We start from the raw sequence: 16,532 nt of genomic DNA on the forward strand, positions 1-16,532 counted from the left end.
CCCGGCGGGGGGTGTTTTTACTGCGGCGCGCCCGGGTCGGGGGGGGCCTGGCCGGGCGGATACCCGGTTAGGGCGGGCCGCGGGCGGCCACCCCTGCCATCACTCGGCCAGCTTCGCACCGCGGGCCACCAGCAGGTCACGCAGTGCCGAACGATGGCAGTGCGCCTCATCCTCGCAGTAGCAGCCCACGCTGATGTCGGTGTGCTGCGACAGCGCGGCCAGCAGATCCAGCGCGTGGGCTGCGTCGGGCGCCTTCATCTCGGCACGGTAGCTGCGGAAGAAGGCATTCCAGTCGGCCGCGGTGGTCGCCCCGCGAGCCTGTTTCACCCGTTCCGCGCTGGGCGACAACGTCGGGAACCAGACGTCGTACCAGTCCTGGCGGGCGAACTCGCTGCGTGGCACGCCGCGCGGCGGGCGGCGGGCGGCGTACGGTGCCGATGCGCAGGCCTTCGCCCGGAACGCGCGGAGAACCGAGGCGGACGATCCGCAGGGCCATGATCGCAGTCAGACCTCGAAGGCCGGCAGCGTCTTCTTCACTGCCACGTTCTTCAGCGTCACATACTTCGGCAGGCCATCGGCGCCGTACGGCAGTGGCGCTTCGCCCTTGATCAGCGGTGACAGATAGGCGCGCGCCCGGGCAGTGATGCCGAAGCCGTCGCGCCGGATGAAGCCGGCCGGCATCTTCTTCTCGTGGTTGGCGATCTTCGACAGCGGCGCGGACTCGATCTTCCAGCGGTACGGTGCGTCGCTGCTGCGCACGATCACCGGCATCACCCCGTTCTGGCCCTTCAATGCCAGTTGCACGGCCGCCTTGCCCACGGCCTGCGCCTGGTCCCAGTCGGTGCGGCTGGCGATGTGACGTGCCGAGCGCTGCAGGTAATCGGGCAGGGCCCAGTGCACCTTCAGCCCCAACTGGTCCTTGACCCGGCCAGCGAGGTGCGCGGCGACGCCGCCCAACTGCGAATGACCGAATGAATCCTTGCTGCCGCCGGCATCGGCGACGAAGCGGCCATCTGCCGTGGCGATGCCCTCGGAGGCCACGACCACGCAGTACCCGACGCGTTCGACCACCGCCTTGACCTTGGCCAGGAAGGCCGCCTCGTCATAGGCACGTTCGGGCAGCAGGATGATGTGCGGGGCCTCATCGTCGCCATTGCCGGCCAGGCCTGCGGCAGCGGCCAGCCACCCGGCATGGCGGCCCATCGCTTCGTAGATGAAGACGCGGGTGGAGGTCTCGGCCATCGCCGCGACATCCAGCGCCGCCTCGCGCACCGACACCGCGGTGTACTTGGCCGCCGAGCCGAAGCCGGGGCAGGTATCGGTAACAGCCAGGTCGTTGTCGATGGTCTTCGGCACGCCGATGCAGGTCAGGTCGTAGCCGGATGCCTTGGCCAGCTGCGAGACCTTCAGCGCGGTATCGGCCGAGTCGTTGCCGCCGTTGTAGAGGAACCAGCGCACGTCGTGCGCGCGCAGGACCTGCAGCAGACGTTCGTAGCGCGCACGGTCGGCATCGAGCGACTTCAGCTTGAAGCGGCACGAACCGAAGGCACCGCCCGGTGTATGGGCGAGGGCGCGGATGGCCGCCGCACTCTCCCTGCTGGTATCGATCAGCTCTTCGCGCAGGGCGCCCAGGATGCCGTTGCGGGCCGCCAGGACCTTGATGCCCTTGGCCCGAGCCTGTTCGATCACCGCCGCAGCGGTGGCGTTGATGACCGCGGTGACACCACCGGACTGGGCATAGAGGAGGGTACCGTTGCGCATGCTTCTACCTGCTCAGGGGAGGGACATTGCAGGGACATTACCCGGATGCGGTAAAGTGGCGCTATTGCGGTGCAGCGATACCGGACCGTCCGGGACGCGAACCTTCTTTGTTTTCAACACGTTGGAGTCAGGTCAATGCGATTGGTTCTGTTGGGACCGCCCGGTTCGGGCAAGGGGACACAGGCGACGCGCCTGAAGGACAAGCTGGGCATCGCCCATATCTCGACCGGTGACATGCTGCGTGCGGAGATCGCTGCGGGCTCGGAGCTGGGCAAGCAGGCGAAAGCGGTGATGGATGCCGGCAACCTGGTATCGGACGAGATCCTGCTGGGCATGCTTGAGTCGCGGCTGGCCCAGGCGGATGTCGCCAAGGGCTTCATCCTGGATGGCTACCCGCGCAACGTGGCGCAGGCCAATGCGCTGGACGGCCTGCTGGCCAAGATCGGTCAGCCGCTGGATGCGGTGGTGCAGCTGGATGTGGCCACCGAACTGCTGGTCGAACGCATCGCCGGCCGCGCCAAGGAGCAGGGCCGCGCCGACGACAATCCCGAATCGGTGCGCCAGCGCCTGCAGGTCTACAACGACCAGACCGCGCCGGTGGTGGATTTCTATGCAGGCCGGGGCACCCTGGCCCGCGTCGATGGCGTCGGCGAGCTCGACGAGATCGAAGCCCGCATCCTGGCCGCGATCAAGGCCTGAACCAGGCGCGCGGCCGGCTGCGGTCGGCATGCAGAACACAGGCCTGGTCCTTGCGGACCAGGCCTGTGTCGTTTTCATAGGTGCCAGCGGAGGGCTTGCTCAGGGCCCCGCAGCATGAGCTCCCTTGGGGATGGCCTCTTGGGGAGTAGGACCGGTTCGGGTACTGCGGCTGGCAATCCGAATTGTGTCCGGGTTCACAGAACATCGCTATCGGGAATTCCCTGACAGGTGGCTGGAGTTTTCTCACATCGGGTGTAGGACTTGTCTGACCCCATTACGGACATTGGCCCTATACAGCCGTGATCGGTCACAATCCTCGCTCATGAGCAGCGTACATATCCTTGCAATCGCCGGCACCTTCATGGGTGGCGTGGCCGCCCTGGCGCGGGAACTGGGCCATACGGTCAGCGGCAGTGACCAGGCCATCTATCCGCCGATGTCGACCCAGCTGGAGCAGCTGGGCATCACCCTGGACCAGGGCTACCGGGTCGACAGCGTGCCGGCGGGCACCGACCAGGTGGTGATCGGCAACGCGCTCTCGCGTGGCAACCCGGCCGTGGAGGCGGTGCTCGACGCCGGCCAGCGCTACAGCTCCGGCGCGCAGTGGCTGTCCGAGCAGGTGCTGCCGGGCCGCGACACGCTGGCTGTGGCCGGCACCCACGGCAAGACCACCACCACGACCATCCTCACCTGGCTGCTGGAGAATGCCGGTCGCGCACCGGGTTTCCTGATCGGCGGCGTGGCCGAGGATTTCGGCGTTTCCGCCCGCCTCGGTCAGGGCCGTGAGTTCGTGGTGGAAGCCGATGAGTACGACACCGCCTTCTTCGACAAGCGCAGCAAGTTCGTCCACTACCGGCCGCTGGTCGCCATCCTCAACAATCTCGAATACGACCACGCCGACATCTTCCCGGACGTGGCCGCGATCCAGCGCCAGTTCCACCATCTGGTGCGCACCGTGCCGGCGCGCGGCCGCCTGATCGTCAACGGCGAGGACATGCACCTGGCCGAAGTGCTGGCAATGGGCTGCTGGACGCCGGTCGAGCGTTTCGGATTCGATCCGGCGCTGGAATGGCATGCCGAACTGCTGGCCGCCGATGGCAGCGCCTTCCGCGTGCACCATCACGGGCAAGCGCTGGGCGATGTGCAATGGTCGCTGCTGGGGCGGCACAACGTGCTCAATGGCCTGGCTGCGCTGGCCGCTGCCCATGCGGTGGGCGTGGCACCGGCCGAGGTGATCCCGGCGCTGGCGCGCTTCCGCAGCGTCAAGCGGCGCATGGAAGTGATCGGCAGCCACGACGGCATCACCGTCTACGACGACTTCGCGCACCATCCCACCGCGATCGCCACCACCCTCGAGGGCCTGCGCGCCAAGGTGGGCGATGCACGCATCGTGGTGGCGATGGAACCGCGCAGCAATTCGATGCGGCTGGGCGCACATGCACACGCGCTTGCGCCCTCGCTGGCGCTGGCCGACGAGGTGGTGTTCCTGCATCGTCCCGAGCTGGCCTGGGACGCAGCGTCGGTGATCGCAGCGGTGCGCGGCCACGCGCACGCGGTACCCGATACCGACGCATTGCTGGCACAGCTGCAGGAGCGCGTGCACCGCGGTGACCACGTGGTGTTCATGTCCAATGGTGGCTTCGACGGCGCGCCGCGCCGTTTCCTCGCAGCATTGCAGGCGCGATGAGCACGGACGCGTCACTGCCCCTGTTCCCGCTGCACGCCACCCTGCTGCCTGGCGCGGCGATCGGCCTGCGCGTGTTCGAGCGCCGCTATCTGGACCTGATCCGCGACAGCGGCCGCAGTGCGGAGGGATTCGGCGTCTGCCTGATCCTTGATGGCCAGGAGGTCGGTGCGCCGGCAACGCCGGCCGCCTACGGTGTACAGGTACGCATCGAGGACTTCGATGTCGGCGCCGACGGCGTGCTGCAGCTGCGCCTGCGCGGTACCCGCCGCTTCCATGTCGAGCGCACCCGGGTGCGCGACAACGGCCTGGTGGTGGCCGATGTGCGCTGGTGCGAAGAAGACCCGGATGACGAGCTGCGTCCACAGCATGCGCTGCTGGCCACCGTGCTGGGTCACATCATCGAGCAGGCCGGCGAAGCCTACGCTCCGGCCAACCCTGCGTTGCTGGACCAGGCAAGCTGGGTCGGTTGGCGCCTGGCCGAGCTGCTGCCGTTGAGCGAACAGCAGCGCCTGCAACTGCTGCAGATGGACGATCCGCATCAGCGCCTGCAGCAGTTGCTGGGCTGGATGCCGTAAGAATCATTCACGCAGCGCTTGGAACTGGTGCCGGGGGGGGGGGGGGGGGCGGGCGGCGCCCCCCCCCGGGCGGACGTGCCGGTTACCTGCGGGTGTAATGTGCGACCAGCCGGTCGCCGAGCATCTGCAGCAGTTGCACCAGCACCAGCAGCAGCACCACGGTCACCAGCGCGACGTCGGTGTGCGAACGCTGGTAGCCATCACGGAACGCCAGATCGCCCAGGCCGCCCGAGCCGATCGCACCGCCCATGGCGGTGAAGCCGATCAGCGCAACGGTCGTGACCGTAGCACCTGCGATCAGGCCCGGCCGCGCTTCCGGCAGCAGCACACGGGTGACCAGCTGCCAGGTGGTTGCGCCCATCGCCTGGGTCGCCTCGATCACCCCACGGTCCACTTCGCGCAGCGCGGTTTCCACAAGCCGCGCATAGAACGGTGCGGCGCCGATCACCAGGGGCACGATCGCACCGCGAACACCCAGCGACGTCCCCATCATGAACAGCGTCACCGGAATCAGCACGATCATCAGGATGATGAAGGGCACCGAGCGCAGCAGGTTGACCACCAGCGCCAGCACGCCATAGGCGAACGGACGACGCTTCATCTGCGGCGCACCGAACAGGTACAGCAGCACGCCCAGCGGCAGCCCGATGGCCAGGGTCAAGGGCAGCGAACCGGCCAGCATCAGCAGGGTGTCGATGGTGGCCTGGCCGATATCGGCCCACTTGCCGGCGTCCAGGTGGCGGAAGAATCCGTCCGCAGCAGCAATGATCATCGACGCAGTTCCTCGACATGCACGCCAGCGGCCACGAACGCGGCCTGCGCGGCGGCGTGATCGCCACCGACCAGGGCCACGACCAGTTGGCCATATGGTGTGTCCTTGATCCGGTCGATACGCCCGGACAGGATGTTGTAATCGACCCCGGTCTGGCGCGCGATGCTGCCCAGCAGGGGTTCGTAGGTATCGCCACCGAGGAAGGTCAAGCGCACGATGCGCCCACTCACGGCGTCGAAATCACGGTGCAGCGTTCCTTCGTCCACATGCTCCGATTCGCTGACGAAACGGCGGGTGGTGGGATGCTGCGGATGCAGGAACACCTGGGTGACCGGACCGGTCTCCACCAGCTGGCCGGCATCGAGCACCGCCACCCGGTCGCAGACGCGGCGGATCACATCCATCTCGTGGGTGATCAGCACGATGGTCAGGCCCAGCTCGCGGTTGATCTTCGACAGCAGCGCCAGCACCGACGCGGTGGTCTGCGGGTCGAGAGCACTGGTGGCCTCGTCGCACAGCAGGATCTGCGGGCGGGTGGCCAGGGCACGGGCGATGCCCACGCGCTGCTTCTGGCCTCCGGACAGCTGCGCCGGGTACTTCTGTGCGTGTGCCTGCAGGCCGACGGTCTGCAGCAGTTCGGCCACCCGGCTGTCGATCTCCGCCTTCGGTGTACCGGCCAGCTCCAGCGGGAAGGCGACGTTGCCCGCCACCGTGCGCGAGGACAGCAGGTTGAAGTGCTGGAAGATCATGCCGATTCGCCGGCGCAGCGAGCGCAGGCCGTCGGCATCCAGCGTGGTGATGTCCTCGCCTCCGATCAGCAATCGGCCACCGGAAGGCTCTTCCAGGCGGTTGATCATGCGGATCAGCGTCGATTTGCCGGCACCGGAATGACCGATGATGCCGAAGACCTCGCCGGCCTCGATGGTCAGGTCCAGCGGTTGCAGCGCGCTGACCGCGCGGCCGGCAACGGCATAGGATTTGTGCAGGCGCTGGAACTCGATCACGGGAGCGGCTCACCGGCAGGCGACAGAAGGGGGCGTGCAGCCTACCAGCGCCGGCGGTCGCGCGCCTGCGCCATGGGCCAGAATGTTATTCCTTTTGGTTCTAAGGCGCCTGCTCCGGCCGGGTTCCGGGGCCAGAGCCCCTGTGGGATCTGACCCCGGGGTCGGATCCCCGCAGGGGCTCCGACCCCGCTCCCCGGCCAAACCGGTTCAGGGATGATCCAGCGGCTTCGGCGGCTGCTGGCGGTTCACCCGCTCGCGGTGCAGCAGGTACAGGCCCGACGCCACGATGATCGCCGCCCCCACCCAGGTGTAGCCATCCGGCAACTGCCCCCAGAAAGCCAGATCCCATCCGATCACCCAGACCAGGCCGCTGTACTCCAGGGGCGCGATCATGGATGCCTCGCCCAGCTGGAAGGCCTTGGTCAGGGCGATCTGACCCAGCGCACCGGCCAGCCCCATGCCCGCGATCAGCGGCGCGTGCGCCAGCAGCAGCGGCCTCCAGCCGGGAATCGCCAGCAGGCCCGCGCCGATCGCCATGATGACCAGGAACCAGACCACCATCGACTGCGAGGTGTCGGTACGGGTCAGCAGGCTGACCGTGATCGCGGCAACGGCGTAGGCGGTGGCCGCGGCCAGCACCATCAGGCCCGGCACCGAGATGAACCCATCCACGCCGGGCCGCAGCACCACCAGCACGCCGACCAGGCCGATGCCGATGGCCACCCAGCGACGCGGTCCGACCCGTTCGCCCAGCAGCGGCACCGACAGGGCCGCGATCAGCAGCGGCGCGACGAAGTAGATGGTGTAGGCGGTGGACAGTGGCAGATCGCGCAACGCGAACACGAAGCAGCCGATCATCGCCATGCCCAGCGCGCCACGCAGCAGATGCAGGCCCCAGCGACGTGGCACCAGCGAACGCGGGCCCGCGCTGACCAGCACCCAGACCAGCACGAACGGCAACGACGCCGCGCCGCGCAGGAAGGTCACCTGCAGGGTGGGATAGCTGGCCGCCAGCTGCTTCATGCCGGCGTCCATCAGGGAGAAGCAGGCGACCGCGGCGACCATCCAGGCCACCGCGCGCGAGGGGGAGCGTTGCACGTTCATGGCCCATTATCGCCGAGCCGGCGGCGGGATGCCGTTGCAGCGATGCCCAGCGCCACGGAAAGCGGGCAGGCTGGCCGGCGCGATAGAATGTCCGCACTGAATTCTGTGGAGCATCGCCCATGCCTTCCTTCGACGTCGTCTCCGAAGTCGACACCCACGAGCTGACCAACGCCATCGATCAGGCCAACCGCGAACTGAGCACCCGCTTCGATTTCAAGGGCGTGGACGCCAAGTTCGAGCGTGATGGCGATGTCATCAACCAGTTCGCGCCGACCGAGTTCCAGCTCAAGCAGATGAACGACATCCTGCGTGCGCGTCTGGCAGCGCGCGGCATCGACGTGCTGAGCCTGGAGTTCGGCGACATCGAGACCAATCTGGCGCAGGCGCGGCAGAAGATCACCGTCAAGCAGGGCATCGAGCAGAAGGTGGCCAAGAAGATCGCCGCCGCACTGAAGGACGCCAAGCTGAAGGTGGAAAGCCAGATCAATGGCGACAAGCTGCGCGTGCAGGGCAAGAAGCGCGACGATCTGCAGGACGCGATCGCAGTACTGAAGGCCGGCAAGTTCGAGCTGCCGCTGCAGTTCAACAATTTCCGCGACTGACTGCTCCGCCGGGCGTGGCCCGGCACCGCGCTCGATCAATCACGCAGCAGCTTGTACAGCGTGGTGCGCGAGATGCCCAGCTGGCGTGCGGCCAGACTGAGATTGCCGTCCGCCGCCTGCGCCGCCCGGCGCGCCGCTTCACGCTGCTGATCGCGCAGCGCCGGCGCCGCCATCGTCGCCGGTGAAGACCGTCGCACGCTGTTGCCAGCGACCTTGCGCGGCGCCTGCAGATGCTGCAGGTAGACCGCACTGCCCTCGCCCAACCGGACCCGATGCGGCACCCCCGGCTGCAGCAGGCGCCGCCGCTGTGCGGCACTGGCGCCGGCAAACACCGCTGCAATATCCAGCAACGGCAGTGGCCCGCGCCGCGGCAGGCCCAACAGACGCCGGGCCACACGGTTGGCGGCGCGCAGCTGGCCATCCTCCTGCACCGCCAGCAGCCCCTGCAAGGGTGACGCCAGCCAGCGCGGATCATGCTGCAGCGCCAGCAGGTGCACATCGGCAAGCGTGTGGAACAGGCGATTCTCGCTGGCCAGTGCGGCCTGCCGGAAATAGCCCTGCAGCAGCGAAGGATCGCGCTCACCCAGCCCGGTGATATCGATCACTCCGCATACCCGCCCGTCGAGATCGTGCAGGGGTTCACTGAGGCAGAACACCGGAGCGAAACGCTGCAGGTAATGTTCATTGCCGCGCACCAGCGCTGGCAGGTCGTCGGCCAGGCTGACCGCCGGCGCGGTGGTGCCGATCTCGCTTTCGCCAAGCCGCCGCCCGACCTGGATCGGCCGCAGCAGGGACGAGTCTTCCAGGCCATGCGCCTGCTGCGCGATCACCATGCCCTCGCGGTTGGCGCAGAACATCGTCCAGCCACGTCCGCCGAAAGCGGCCCACAGCTGTTCCAGCTCCGGTTGCACGCAGCGTGCCAGGCGACGGTCGTCGCGCTGTGGCAGATGCCGGCCATCGCTCTGCAGCGGCAGGTAGACCGGTTCCTGCCCGGGCTGCAGGCCAGCCGCGCGCGAGCGCATCCACGACTGCTGCAACGGCTGCGGCAACACGCTCAATGAACGCGCGTCGCCCTCGGCAAAGGCCGCGCGTGCCGCTACCAGCTGCTGTTGCCCGACGGAGGTTGCGATCATGGGCGCAGCGTACACCCGCCAGCGGCAACGCCACGTTACGCTCCGATGAGGTATTGGCCTGCGGTTGCCGCCCATCCGGCAGGTGCAGGGCGAAGCCCTGCAGCCCTGCCCTCAGATCACGCCGCGATGCGCAGGATCGGCTTCAGGGTGATGCCCCGGGTGCTGTCCTCGGCCGCCTGGTTGATCTGCTCCAGCGGGTAGAACTTCACCAGCCTGTCGAACGGGAAGCGGCCCTGCTGGAACAGCGTGACCAGCTGCGGAATGAACACCTGCGGCACACTGTCGCCTTCCACGATGCCACGGATGCTGCGGCCACCCAGCAGCAGGTTGTTCACGTCGAAACTGGCGGTGGTGCCCAGCTTTGGTGCACCGACCACGCCCATCATGCCCAAGCCCCCCAAGGCCTCGATACCCGCAGAGAGCACCTCCGGGCGACCGGTCGATTCCAGCGCGAAATCAGCGCCACCGCCGGTGATGGCGCGCACGGCCTCGACTACATCGGTCTCGCGGCTGTTGACCACGTGGGTGGCGCCCAGCTCCAGCGCGAGTGCCAGCCGCGACGGCACCACATCGATGGCGATGATGGTCGTGGCACCGGCCACCTTGGCCGCCATCACCGCACTCAGACCGACTGCGCCGGCACCGTAGCTGGCAAAACTGCTGCCCGAGCGTACCTTCAGCGAATTGAGTACCGCGCCGGCACCGGTCTGGATGCCGCAGCCCAGCGGGCCCAGCAGTTCCAGAGGCGCATCGTCGGGCACTTTGATCGCATTGATCTCGCGCGCCAGCGCATAGGTGGCAAACGAAGACTGCGCGAAGAAATGGTCGTGCAACGGCTGACCCTGCGCATCGGTGATGGCGGTATGGCCGTGGCCATCATCGCCACCAAAGTTCAGCGCGAAGAAATCCCTGCAGTGGGCGCCATGACCGCCCCGGCACGGATTGCAGTGGCCGCAGGCGCCATAGGTCAGCACCACGTGATCCCCTGCTTTCAGTTCCTTTACGTTGGGGCCGACCGCCTCCACGACGCCGGCGCCTTCGTGACCCAGCACCGCGGGCAACGGCACCGGGTAGTACTGATCGCGCACGATCAGGTCGGTGTGGCACAGGCCGGTGGCTACCACCTTCACCAGGACCTCATCCTCCTGCGGGCCGCGCAGCCGGGCCTGCTCGATGACGAAGGGTTGTTCCTTGCCGCGGACCACTGCAGCGGTGATCTCGCGTGTTGCCGTATTGTCGTTCATCGTGATGGCTCCTTCGATCAGATCGGATAAGCGGGCGCCTCGCCCTTGACGGTCAACCACTGCCACTGCGTGAACTCCTCCCAGTTGGCGGGGCCGCCGATACTGGTGCCATTGCCGGATGCTCCGACACCGCCAAAGGGATTGATCACCTCGTCGTTCACGGTCTGATCGTTTATGTGCAGCAGTCCGGTGCGCAGGCGCTCACCGAGCTTCAGTGCGCGGCCGACATTGCTGGAAACGATGGCCATCGACAGGCCGTACTCGCTGTCGTTGGCCAGGCGCACGGCATCGTCGTCATCGTCGAACGGCACCACCACCGCCACCGGCGCGAAGATTTCTTCGTTGAACGCCGGATTGTCAGCAGAGACGTTGCCAAGCACGGTCGGCGCGAAGAACAGATCGCGATGGGTACCTCCGGCCTCCAGCGAGGCACCGGCCTGCACTGCCTGCTCGACCACGCGCGTGGCGTGGTCGCGCTGGCCGGCATTGATCAGCGGACCGATCGCCACGTCTTCGCGCGCCGGATCGCCCACCTTCAATGAATTGGCCTTGGCCACCAGCTTCTGCAGGAAAGCGGAGTGGATCTTCCGCTGCACCAGCACGCGGCCGGTCGCCATGCAGATCTGGCCCTGATGCAGGTAGACCCCCCACGCAGTGTTGGCCACCGCCAGGTCGAGGTCGGCATCATCGAGGATGATCAACGAGTTCTTGCCGCCCAGCTCCAACGAGACCTTCTTCAGATGCTTGCCCGCCGCCTCTCCGACCTTGCGCCCGGCGGCGGTGGAGCCGGTGAACTGGATCATCGCCACGTGCGGATCGCTGGTCAGCGCAGCGCCGGCCACGCCATCACCGGGCAGCATGTGCAGAACGCCTGCCGGCAGGCCGGCCTGCTCGAACAGGCGTGCGATCACCGCCCCGCCGCACACCGCTGTGCGCGGGTCAGGTTTGAGTACCACCGCGTTGCCCAGCGCGATGGCCGGCGCCACCGCGCGCATGGCCAGATACAGCGGGAAGTTGAAAGGCGAGATGACCCCTACCACACCCAGCGGTCGGCGCCGCGCCAGATTCAGCCGGCCCGGCTCGGAAGGCAGAATCTCGCCGGTGCTGCGCGACGGCAGCGCCGCAGCCTCGTGCAGTGCCTTGATGGTCACCTTGGCTTCAAAACCTGCCTTCGGGCGGGTGGAGCCGCTTTCGCGTACCAGCCATTCGACCAGGGTGTCGATGTGTTCTTCGGCCAGGCGTGCCGCTTTGCGCAGCACTTCAGCGCGCTGTTCGTACGGAGCCGCCGCCCACGCCTGCTGCGCCTGCGCAGCGGCCGCCGCCGAGCGCGCCACCTGCGCCGCGTCGGCCAGGCCGATCTGGCCGAGCGTGTTACCGGTGGCCGGCTCGATCACCGGCTGCCGTTGCGCGGCCGCCTGCCACCGGCCGTCGAAGAGGGCGCCGGCCCAAAGGGCGTCCGGCAGCCACGGAGAAGATGCAGTCATGGGTGTCCTCCTGTGTCGTGCGTCCATTCCACGCCTACCGCCCGCAGCAGGCAATCGGCCATCTGCCGGTGGCCTGCAAAGGCTTGAATCGGCGGGGATTTGCAGCATGGCGACTGTCCAGTTCCTGCACAGTGAACAGCGCAGCGGCGGCACACTGCCTACAATGGCGACCTCGCCCGCCGATGTGCCCGCCATGACCGATATCGCCCTGCCCACCGACGACCCGATCGCCGCCACCCGCCTGTGGCTGGAGCGCATCGTCATCGGCCTGAACCTGTGTCCGTTCGCCAAGGCCGTATATGTGAAGGACCAGGTCCGCTTCGTGCTCAGTGATGCCACCACCCCCGAAGCACTGGTCGAACAGCTGGCCGAGGAACTGGTGCTGCTGCGGGACACGCCGGCCGAGCAGATCGACACCACCCTGATCGTGCACCCGCAGGTGCTGACGGATTTCCTGGACTACAACGACTTCCTCGACAACGCCGACGCGGCGATCGAGGCGCTCGATCTGCAGGGCATCCTGCAGGTGGCCAGCTTCCATCCGGACTACCAGTTCGAAGGCGTGGCCGCCAACGACGCCAGCAATTACACCAACCGCGCGCCCTATCCCACGCTGCACCTGCTGCGCGAGGACAGCGTGGCACGCGCGGTGGACGCCTTCCCCGATCCGGACGTGATCGTCGAGCGCAACATCCAGACGCTGGACCGCATCGGCGTGGACGGCTGGCATCGCCGCCTGCGTGGCGAAGACCTGTCATGAGCGCGGCTCCGCCGATCGCTGCCTGGCCTGCCGCGCCGCTGGCGGGCAAGGTGGTGCTGGTCACCGGTGGCGCCAATGGCATCGGCCGCGGCATCGCCCAGGCCGTGCTCGGTGCCGGCGGCCGCGTGCTGATCGGTGATCTGGATACGGAAGCCGGCCACGCCTGCCTGGCCGAATGGCATCGCGATGACGATGCGGCGTTCCAGCCCCTGGACATCACCGACGAAGCCAGCGTGCGCGCGTTCATCGCCACGGCGGTGCAGCGGTTTGGCGGCATCGATGGCCTGGTCAACAATGCCGGCATTGCCGGTGCGCACGGTACGCCACTGCAGGGCATGGCGTGGGACGAATGGCAGCGCCGCCTGTCATCGCTGCATGGCGCTTTCCTGTGCAGCCGGCATGCCCTGCCGGCACTGTCATCCGGTGGCGCCGGCGCCATCATCAACATCGCCTCGACCCGCGCCCGGCAGTCCGAAGCCCATAGCGAAGCCTATGCCGCGGCCAAGGGCGGACTGGTGGCATTCACCCACGCGCTGGCAGTCAGCGCCGGACCGGCTGTACGGGTGAACAGCATCAGTCCGGGCTGGATCGGCACCAGCGAGTGGCAGGCGCCCTCCCGGCGCCATGCGCCCGAGTATTCGGCCATCGACCACGCACAGCATCCGGTCGGCCGCGTCGGCCGCCCGGAAGACATCGGCGCGCTGGCGGTGTACCTGCTGTCGCCGCTGTCCGGATTCACCACCGGCCAGGATTTCATCGTCGACGGCGGCATGACCCGGAAGATGATCTACGCCGAATAGAGCACCGCTTTCCGGTGGGTGCGGACCTTGGTCCGCACCATTGCCAGGAAGTGCCAACCAAGGTTGGCACCTACCAGAGCGGCTTACGCCATGCCCGAATGGCGCAGCAGCGCATCGATCTGCGGCGCACGGCCACGGAAGGCCTTGAAGTTCTCGGCCGCTGGACGGCTGCCCCCGCGCGAGAGGATCTCGTCGCGGAAACGTGCACCGGTCGCGGCCAATGCCTGCGGTGCTTCCTCGAACGCCGCATAGGCATCGGCACTGAGCACCTCGGCCCATTTGTAACTGTAGTAGCCGGCCGCATAGCCACCGGCGAAGATGTGGCTGAACTGATGCGGGAAGCGGTTCCAGGCTGGCGGATGATTCACCGCCACTTCGCCGCGCACGCGCTCCAGCAGTGCCAGCACGCTGTCCTGCGTGGGCTCGAACTGGCTGTGCAGCAGCATGTCGAACAGACCGAACTCCAGCTGGCGGACAGTCGCCATGCCGCTGTGGAAATTGCGCGCGGCCAGCATGCGCTCATACAGCGCACGTGGCAGCGGTTCACCCGTCTCCACGTGCGCGGTCATGCGCTGCAGGTGGTCCCATTCCCAGCAGAAGTTCTCCATGAACTGGCTGGGGAGCTCCACCGCATCCCATTCCACGCCATTGATGCCGGCCACGCCCAGCTCACCAATCCGGGTCAGCAGCTGGTGCAGGCCATGGCCCATTTCATGGAACAGCGTGGTCACTTCATTGTGGCTGAACGTAGCAGGCCTGCCGTTGGCGCCGCGACCGAAGTTGCACACCAGGTACACCAGCGGCGTCTGCACGCTGCCATCGGCACGCTCGCGCCGGTTGCGGCAATCGTCCATCCACGCACCGCCGCGCTTGCCCTCACGGGCGTACAGATCCAGATAGAACTGGCCTACCAGCGCGTCCTGCGCATCGACCAGCCGGAAGAAGCGTACGTCCTCGTGCCAGACCGGCGCGCTGTCCTCCTGCACGCGCAGTCCATACAGCTGCTCGATCACCGAGAACAATCCACCCAGCACCTTCGGCTCGGTGAAGTACTGTTTCACCTCCTGCTCGGAATAGCTGTAGCGCGCCTGCTTCAGGCGGTCGGCCGCGAACGCCAGGTCCCAGGCCTGCAGGCTGTCGATGCCCAGGTGGTCACGCGCGAACTGCTCCAGTTCGGCACGGTCCCTGGCCGCGAACGGCTTGGCGCGCGACGCCAGGTCACGCAGGAAGCCCAGCACTTCGGCCGGGTCCTGCGCCATCTTGGTGGCCACCGAGTAGTCGGCGTAGGAATCAAAGCCGAGCAGTGCGGCCAGTTCGGCCCGCAGGGCCAGGATGCGGTCGATGTTGCCGCTGTTGTCCAACGCGTCATCGCCGAATTCGGAAGCGCGCTGCGCGCTGGCCCGGTACAGGATCTCGCGCAGGTCACGATCTTCGGCCCAGGTCTGTACCGGCAGATAACACGGCATCTGCAGCGTCAACTTCCAACCGTCCCTGCCATCGTTCGCCGCTGCCGCACGCGCGGCAGCCTTCACGTCGTCCGGCACGCCGGCCAGGCGTGCTTCGTCTTCCACGATCAACGACCACGCATCGGTGGCGTCCAGCACATTCTGCGAGAACTTCGCGGACAGCGCCGACAGTTCTTCCTTGATCGCGGCGAACCGCTGCTGGGCGTCCGGCGCCAGCTCCGCGCCCCCCAGGCGGAAGTCGCGCAGCGTATTGTCCAGCACCTTGCGCCGGGCCTCATCGAACGACCCCGCCTCCGGGCCGGTGGCCAGTGCCTGGTACTGGCGGTACAGCGCCAGGTTCTGGCCCAGCGCACTGGCGAAGCGGGTCACCCGCGGCAGGTTGCTGTTGTAGGCCTCGCGCAGTTCCGGCGTGTTGACCACGCCCTGCAGGTGGCCGACCAGGCCCCAGGCGCGCCACAGCCGCTCGGTGGCATCGTCCAGCGGGACCACGAAGGTGTCCCAGCGGACCGGCTGCACCTGTTCGGCTGCGTTGACGGCGGCCTCGGCCTCGGCCAGCAGCACGTCCAGCGCCGGCGCCACGTGCTCGGGGCGGATCGCCTCGAAGCGCGGCAGGCCGGAGAAATCGAGCAGGGGGTTGGCAGCGGTCACGGCAGATCTCCAGTTACGGGCCCGAGGAGCGGGCAGCCCAGTCGATATGGCGCTGGCCGGAGCCGCAGACAAGGGGGGCGCGCCGATCATTCACGTCGGCCTTACGGGGTCGCGCGGAAGCTCTGGGTGCGGGGGAGTCCGCAGCGGAACATGCCGATAGAGGCCCCACATGGAAGGTCTGGCTCAGGTTGCGACCGCGTTGCCGGTCCGGTCGCTGGCGCTGTCTGCCAGCGCGGAGGAGTTGTCCTGGATCGCCACATTGTGCGATCCCGGCGATGATGCCCGGCGCCATCTGCAGGAGCTGCACGTGCTCATGCAGCAGGGCGGCATCCTCAACGATGAGCAGGAGTGGTACCCGTTCGAGGTGATCGAACGCGGTGCCAGCCACCTGCACCCGGGGCACGAGCGCGAGTTCGTGATCTGCGTGCTGCTGTGGCTGCAGGCGCTGGCCCAGGACCGCATCAGCAGCCTGGACCCACGGCTGCACCTGGATGATCGCGCGATGGACATCGAGGCGCTGCCTGATGCGCTGCGCGATGTGGTGCTCGACGCGTTCACTGCGGCGGGGTACTGATCGGGATGCGCCGCTGCGCTCGCCGGGCGTGGCCCGGCGCTACCGGGATCGACGGGCTCTGATGCGCCGCTGCGCTCGCCGGGCATGCCCCGGCGCTACCGGGATCGACGGGCTCTGATGCGCCGCTGCGCTCGCCGGGGGGGGGGGGGGGCGGCCCGCGGGGCCCGGGGGGGGGGGGGGGGGGGGGGGGGGGGGGCGGGGGCGGCCCCCCCGCGGGCG

Annotated in this window: 15 protein-coding genes and 1 pseudogene; 7 read left to right on the forward strand and 9 right to left on the reverse strand. The window is 67.8% G+C overall.

The window, feature by feature from the left end; translation table 11 throughout:
- Positions 1-99: 99 nt before the first annotated feature.
- Together ACVOME_RS17825 and ACVOME_RS17830 are read right to left on the reverse strand one after the other, a co-directional pair.
- A pseudogene (locus ACVOME_RS17825) lies at positions 100-496 on the reverse strand (DUF488 domain-containing protein).
- Positions 497-504: 8 nt separating this feature from the next.
- Entirely contained in the window at positions 505-1,761 is a 1,257-nt protein-coding gene (locus ACVOME_RS17830; RefSeq protein ID WP_053519209.1) for a 6-phosphofructokinase, read from the reverse strand.
- A gap of 135 nt (positions 1,762-1,896) precedes the next feature.
- Here ACVOME_RS17830 and ACVOME_RS17835 point away from each other — a divergent pair, with 135 nt between their 5' ends.
- The 3 genes from ACVOME_RS17835 to ACVOME_RS17845 all read left to right on the forward strand — a co-directional run bounded on the left by ACVOME_RS17835 (position 1,897) and on the right by ACVOME_RS17845 (position 4,722).
- The gene (locus ACVOME_RS17835) at positions 1,897-2,460 is read left to right on the forward strand and encodes an adenylate kinase (RefSeq protein ID WP_053519211.1); all 564 of its coding nucleotides are present in this window, start codon (positions 1,897-1,899) and stop codon (positions 2,458-2,460) included.
- 322 nt (positions 2,461-2,782) lie between these two features.
- The gene (mpl, locus tag ACVOME_RS17840) at positions 2,783-4,147 is read left to right on the forward strand and encodes a UDP-N-acetylmuramate:L-alanyl-gamma-D-glutamyl-meso-diaminopimelate ligase (protein WP_197572636.1); all 1,365 of its coding nucleotides are present in this window, start codon (positions 2,783-2,785) and stop codon (positions 4,145-4,147) included.
- The gene (locus ACVOME_RS17845) at positions 4,144-4,722 is read left to right on the forward strand and encodes an LON peptidase substrate-binding domain-containing protein (protein ID WP_065175087.1); all 579 of its coding nucleotides are present in this window, start codon (positions 4,144-4,146) and stop codon (positions 4,720-4,722) included. Before mpl ends, ACVOME_RS17845 begins: the two co-directional genes overlap by 4 nt.
- A gap of 82 nt (positions 4,723-4,804) precedes the next feature.
- On the opposite strand, the gene ACVOME_RS17850 is transcribed toward ACVOME_RS17845, so the two are convergent.
- The 3 genes from ACVOME_RS17850 to ACVOME_RS17860 all read right to left on the reverse strand — a co-directional run bounded on the left by ACVOME_RS17850 (position 4,805) and on the right by ACVOME_RS17860 (position 7,602).
- Positions 4,805-5,494 carry a methionine ABC transporter permease gene (locus tag ACVOME_RS17850; RefSeq protein WP_053519816.1) on the reverse strand — a complete coding sequence of 230 codons (690 nt, stop codon included), beginning with the start codon at positions 5,492-5,494 and terminating at the stop codon, positions 4,805-4,807.
- Complete coding sequence (locus ACVOME_RS17855) at positions 5,491-6,498, reverse strand: methionine ABC transporter ATP-binding protein (protein ID WP_053519817.1); 1,008 nt, start codon at positions 6,496-6,498, stop codon at positions 5,491-5,493. The genes ACVOME_RS17850 and ACVOME_RS17855 overlap by 4 nt, the downstream gene beginning before the upstream one ends.
- Positions 6,499-6,705: 207 nt before the next feature.
- Entirely contained in the window at positions 6,706-7,602 is an 897-nt protein-coding gene (locus ACVOME_RS17860; RefSeq protein WP_065175182.1) for a DMT family transporter, read from the reverse strand.
- A 119-nt stretch (positions 7,603-7,721) separates the two neighbouring features.
- Here ACVOME_RS17860 and ACVOME_RS17865 point away from each other — a divergent pair, with 119 nt between their 5' ends.
- Positions 7,722-8,204 (forward strand): YajQ family cyclic di-GMP-binding protein, encoded by a 483-nt coding sequence (locus ACVOME_RS17865; RefSeq protein WP_053519819.1) that lies wholly within the window; start codon positions 7,722-7,724, stop codon positions 8,202-8,204.
- 35 nt (positions 8,205-8,239) lie between these two features.
- On the opposite strand, the gene ACVOME_RS17870 is transcribed toward ACVOME_RS17865, so the two are convergent.
- The 3 genes from ACVOME_RS17870 to ACVOME_RS17880 all read right to left on the reverse strand — a co-directional run bounded on the left by ACVOME_RS17870 (position 8,240) and on the right by ACVOME_RS17880 (position 12,065).
- Entirely contained in the window at positions 8,240-9,337 is a 1,098-nt protein-coding gene (locus ACVOME_RS17870; RefSeq protein WP_481505346.1) for a helix-turn-helix domain-containing protein, read from the reverse strand.
- A gap of 116 nt (positions 9,338-9,453) precedes the next feature.
- Complete coding sequence (locus ACVOME_RS17875; RefSeq protein WP_481505347.1) at positions 9,454-10,581, reverse strand: NAD(P)-dependent alcohol dehydrogenase; 1,128 nt, start codon at positions 10,579-10,581, stop codon at positions 9,454-9,456.
- A gap of 17 nt (positions 10,582-10,598) precedes the next feature.
- Complete coding sequence (locus ACVOME_RS17880) at positions 10,599-12,065, reverse strand: benzaldehyde dehydrogenase (protein ID WP_481505348.1); 1,467 nt, start codon at positions 12,063-12,065, stop codon at positions 10,599-10,601.
- Positions 12,066-12,258: 193 nt separating this feature from the next.
- On the opposite strand from ACVOME_RS17880, the gene ACVOME_RS17885 reads away from it, so the two are divergent.
- Together ACVOME_RS17885 and ACVOME_RS17890 are read left to right on the forward strand one after the other, a co-directional pair.
- On the forward strand, positions 12,259-12,825 hold the full coding sequence (locus ACVOME_RS17885; protein ID WP_053519826.1) for a DUF1415 domain-containing protein: 567 nt from the start codon (positions 12,259-12,261) through the stop codon (positions 12,823-12,825).
- Positions 12,822-13,625: an SDR family oxidoreductase gene (locus tag ACVOME_RS17890; RefSeq protein ID WP_481505349.1), complete on the forward strand. Its 804-nt coding sequence runs from the start codon at positions 12,822-12,824 to the stop codon at positions 13,623-13,625. The genes ACVOME_RS17885 and ACVOME_RS17890 overlap by 4 nt, the downstream gene beginning before the upstream one ends.
- 83 nt (positions 13,626-13,708) lie before the next feature.
- Here the strand turns inward: ACVOME_RS17890 and ACVOME_RS17895 are convergent, their stop codons facing one another.
- Complete coding sequence (locus ACVOME_RS17895) at positions 13,709-15,739, reverse strand: M3 family metallopeptidase (protein WP_197572355.1); 2,031 nt, start codon at positions 15,737-15,739, stop codon at positions 13,709-13,711.
- A gap of 169 nt (positions 15,740-15,908) precedes the next feature.
- Between ACVOME_RS17895 and ACVOME_RS17900 the strand changes: the two genes are divergently transcribed.
- Positions 15,909-16,313, forward strand: coding sequence for a hypothetical protein (locus tag ACVOME_RS17900; protein ID WP_481505350.1), 405 nt, complete (start codon positions 15,909-15,911; stop codon positions 16,311-16,313).
- Positions 16,314-16,532: the final 219 nt, after the last annotated feature.

The sequence above is a fragment of the Stenotrophomonas sp. STEN008 genome (assembly GCF_056760435.1).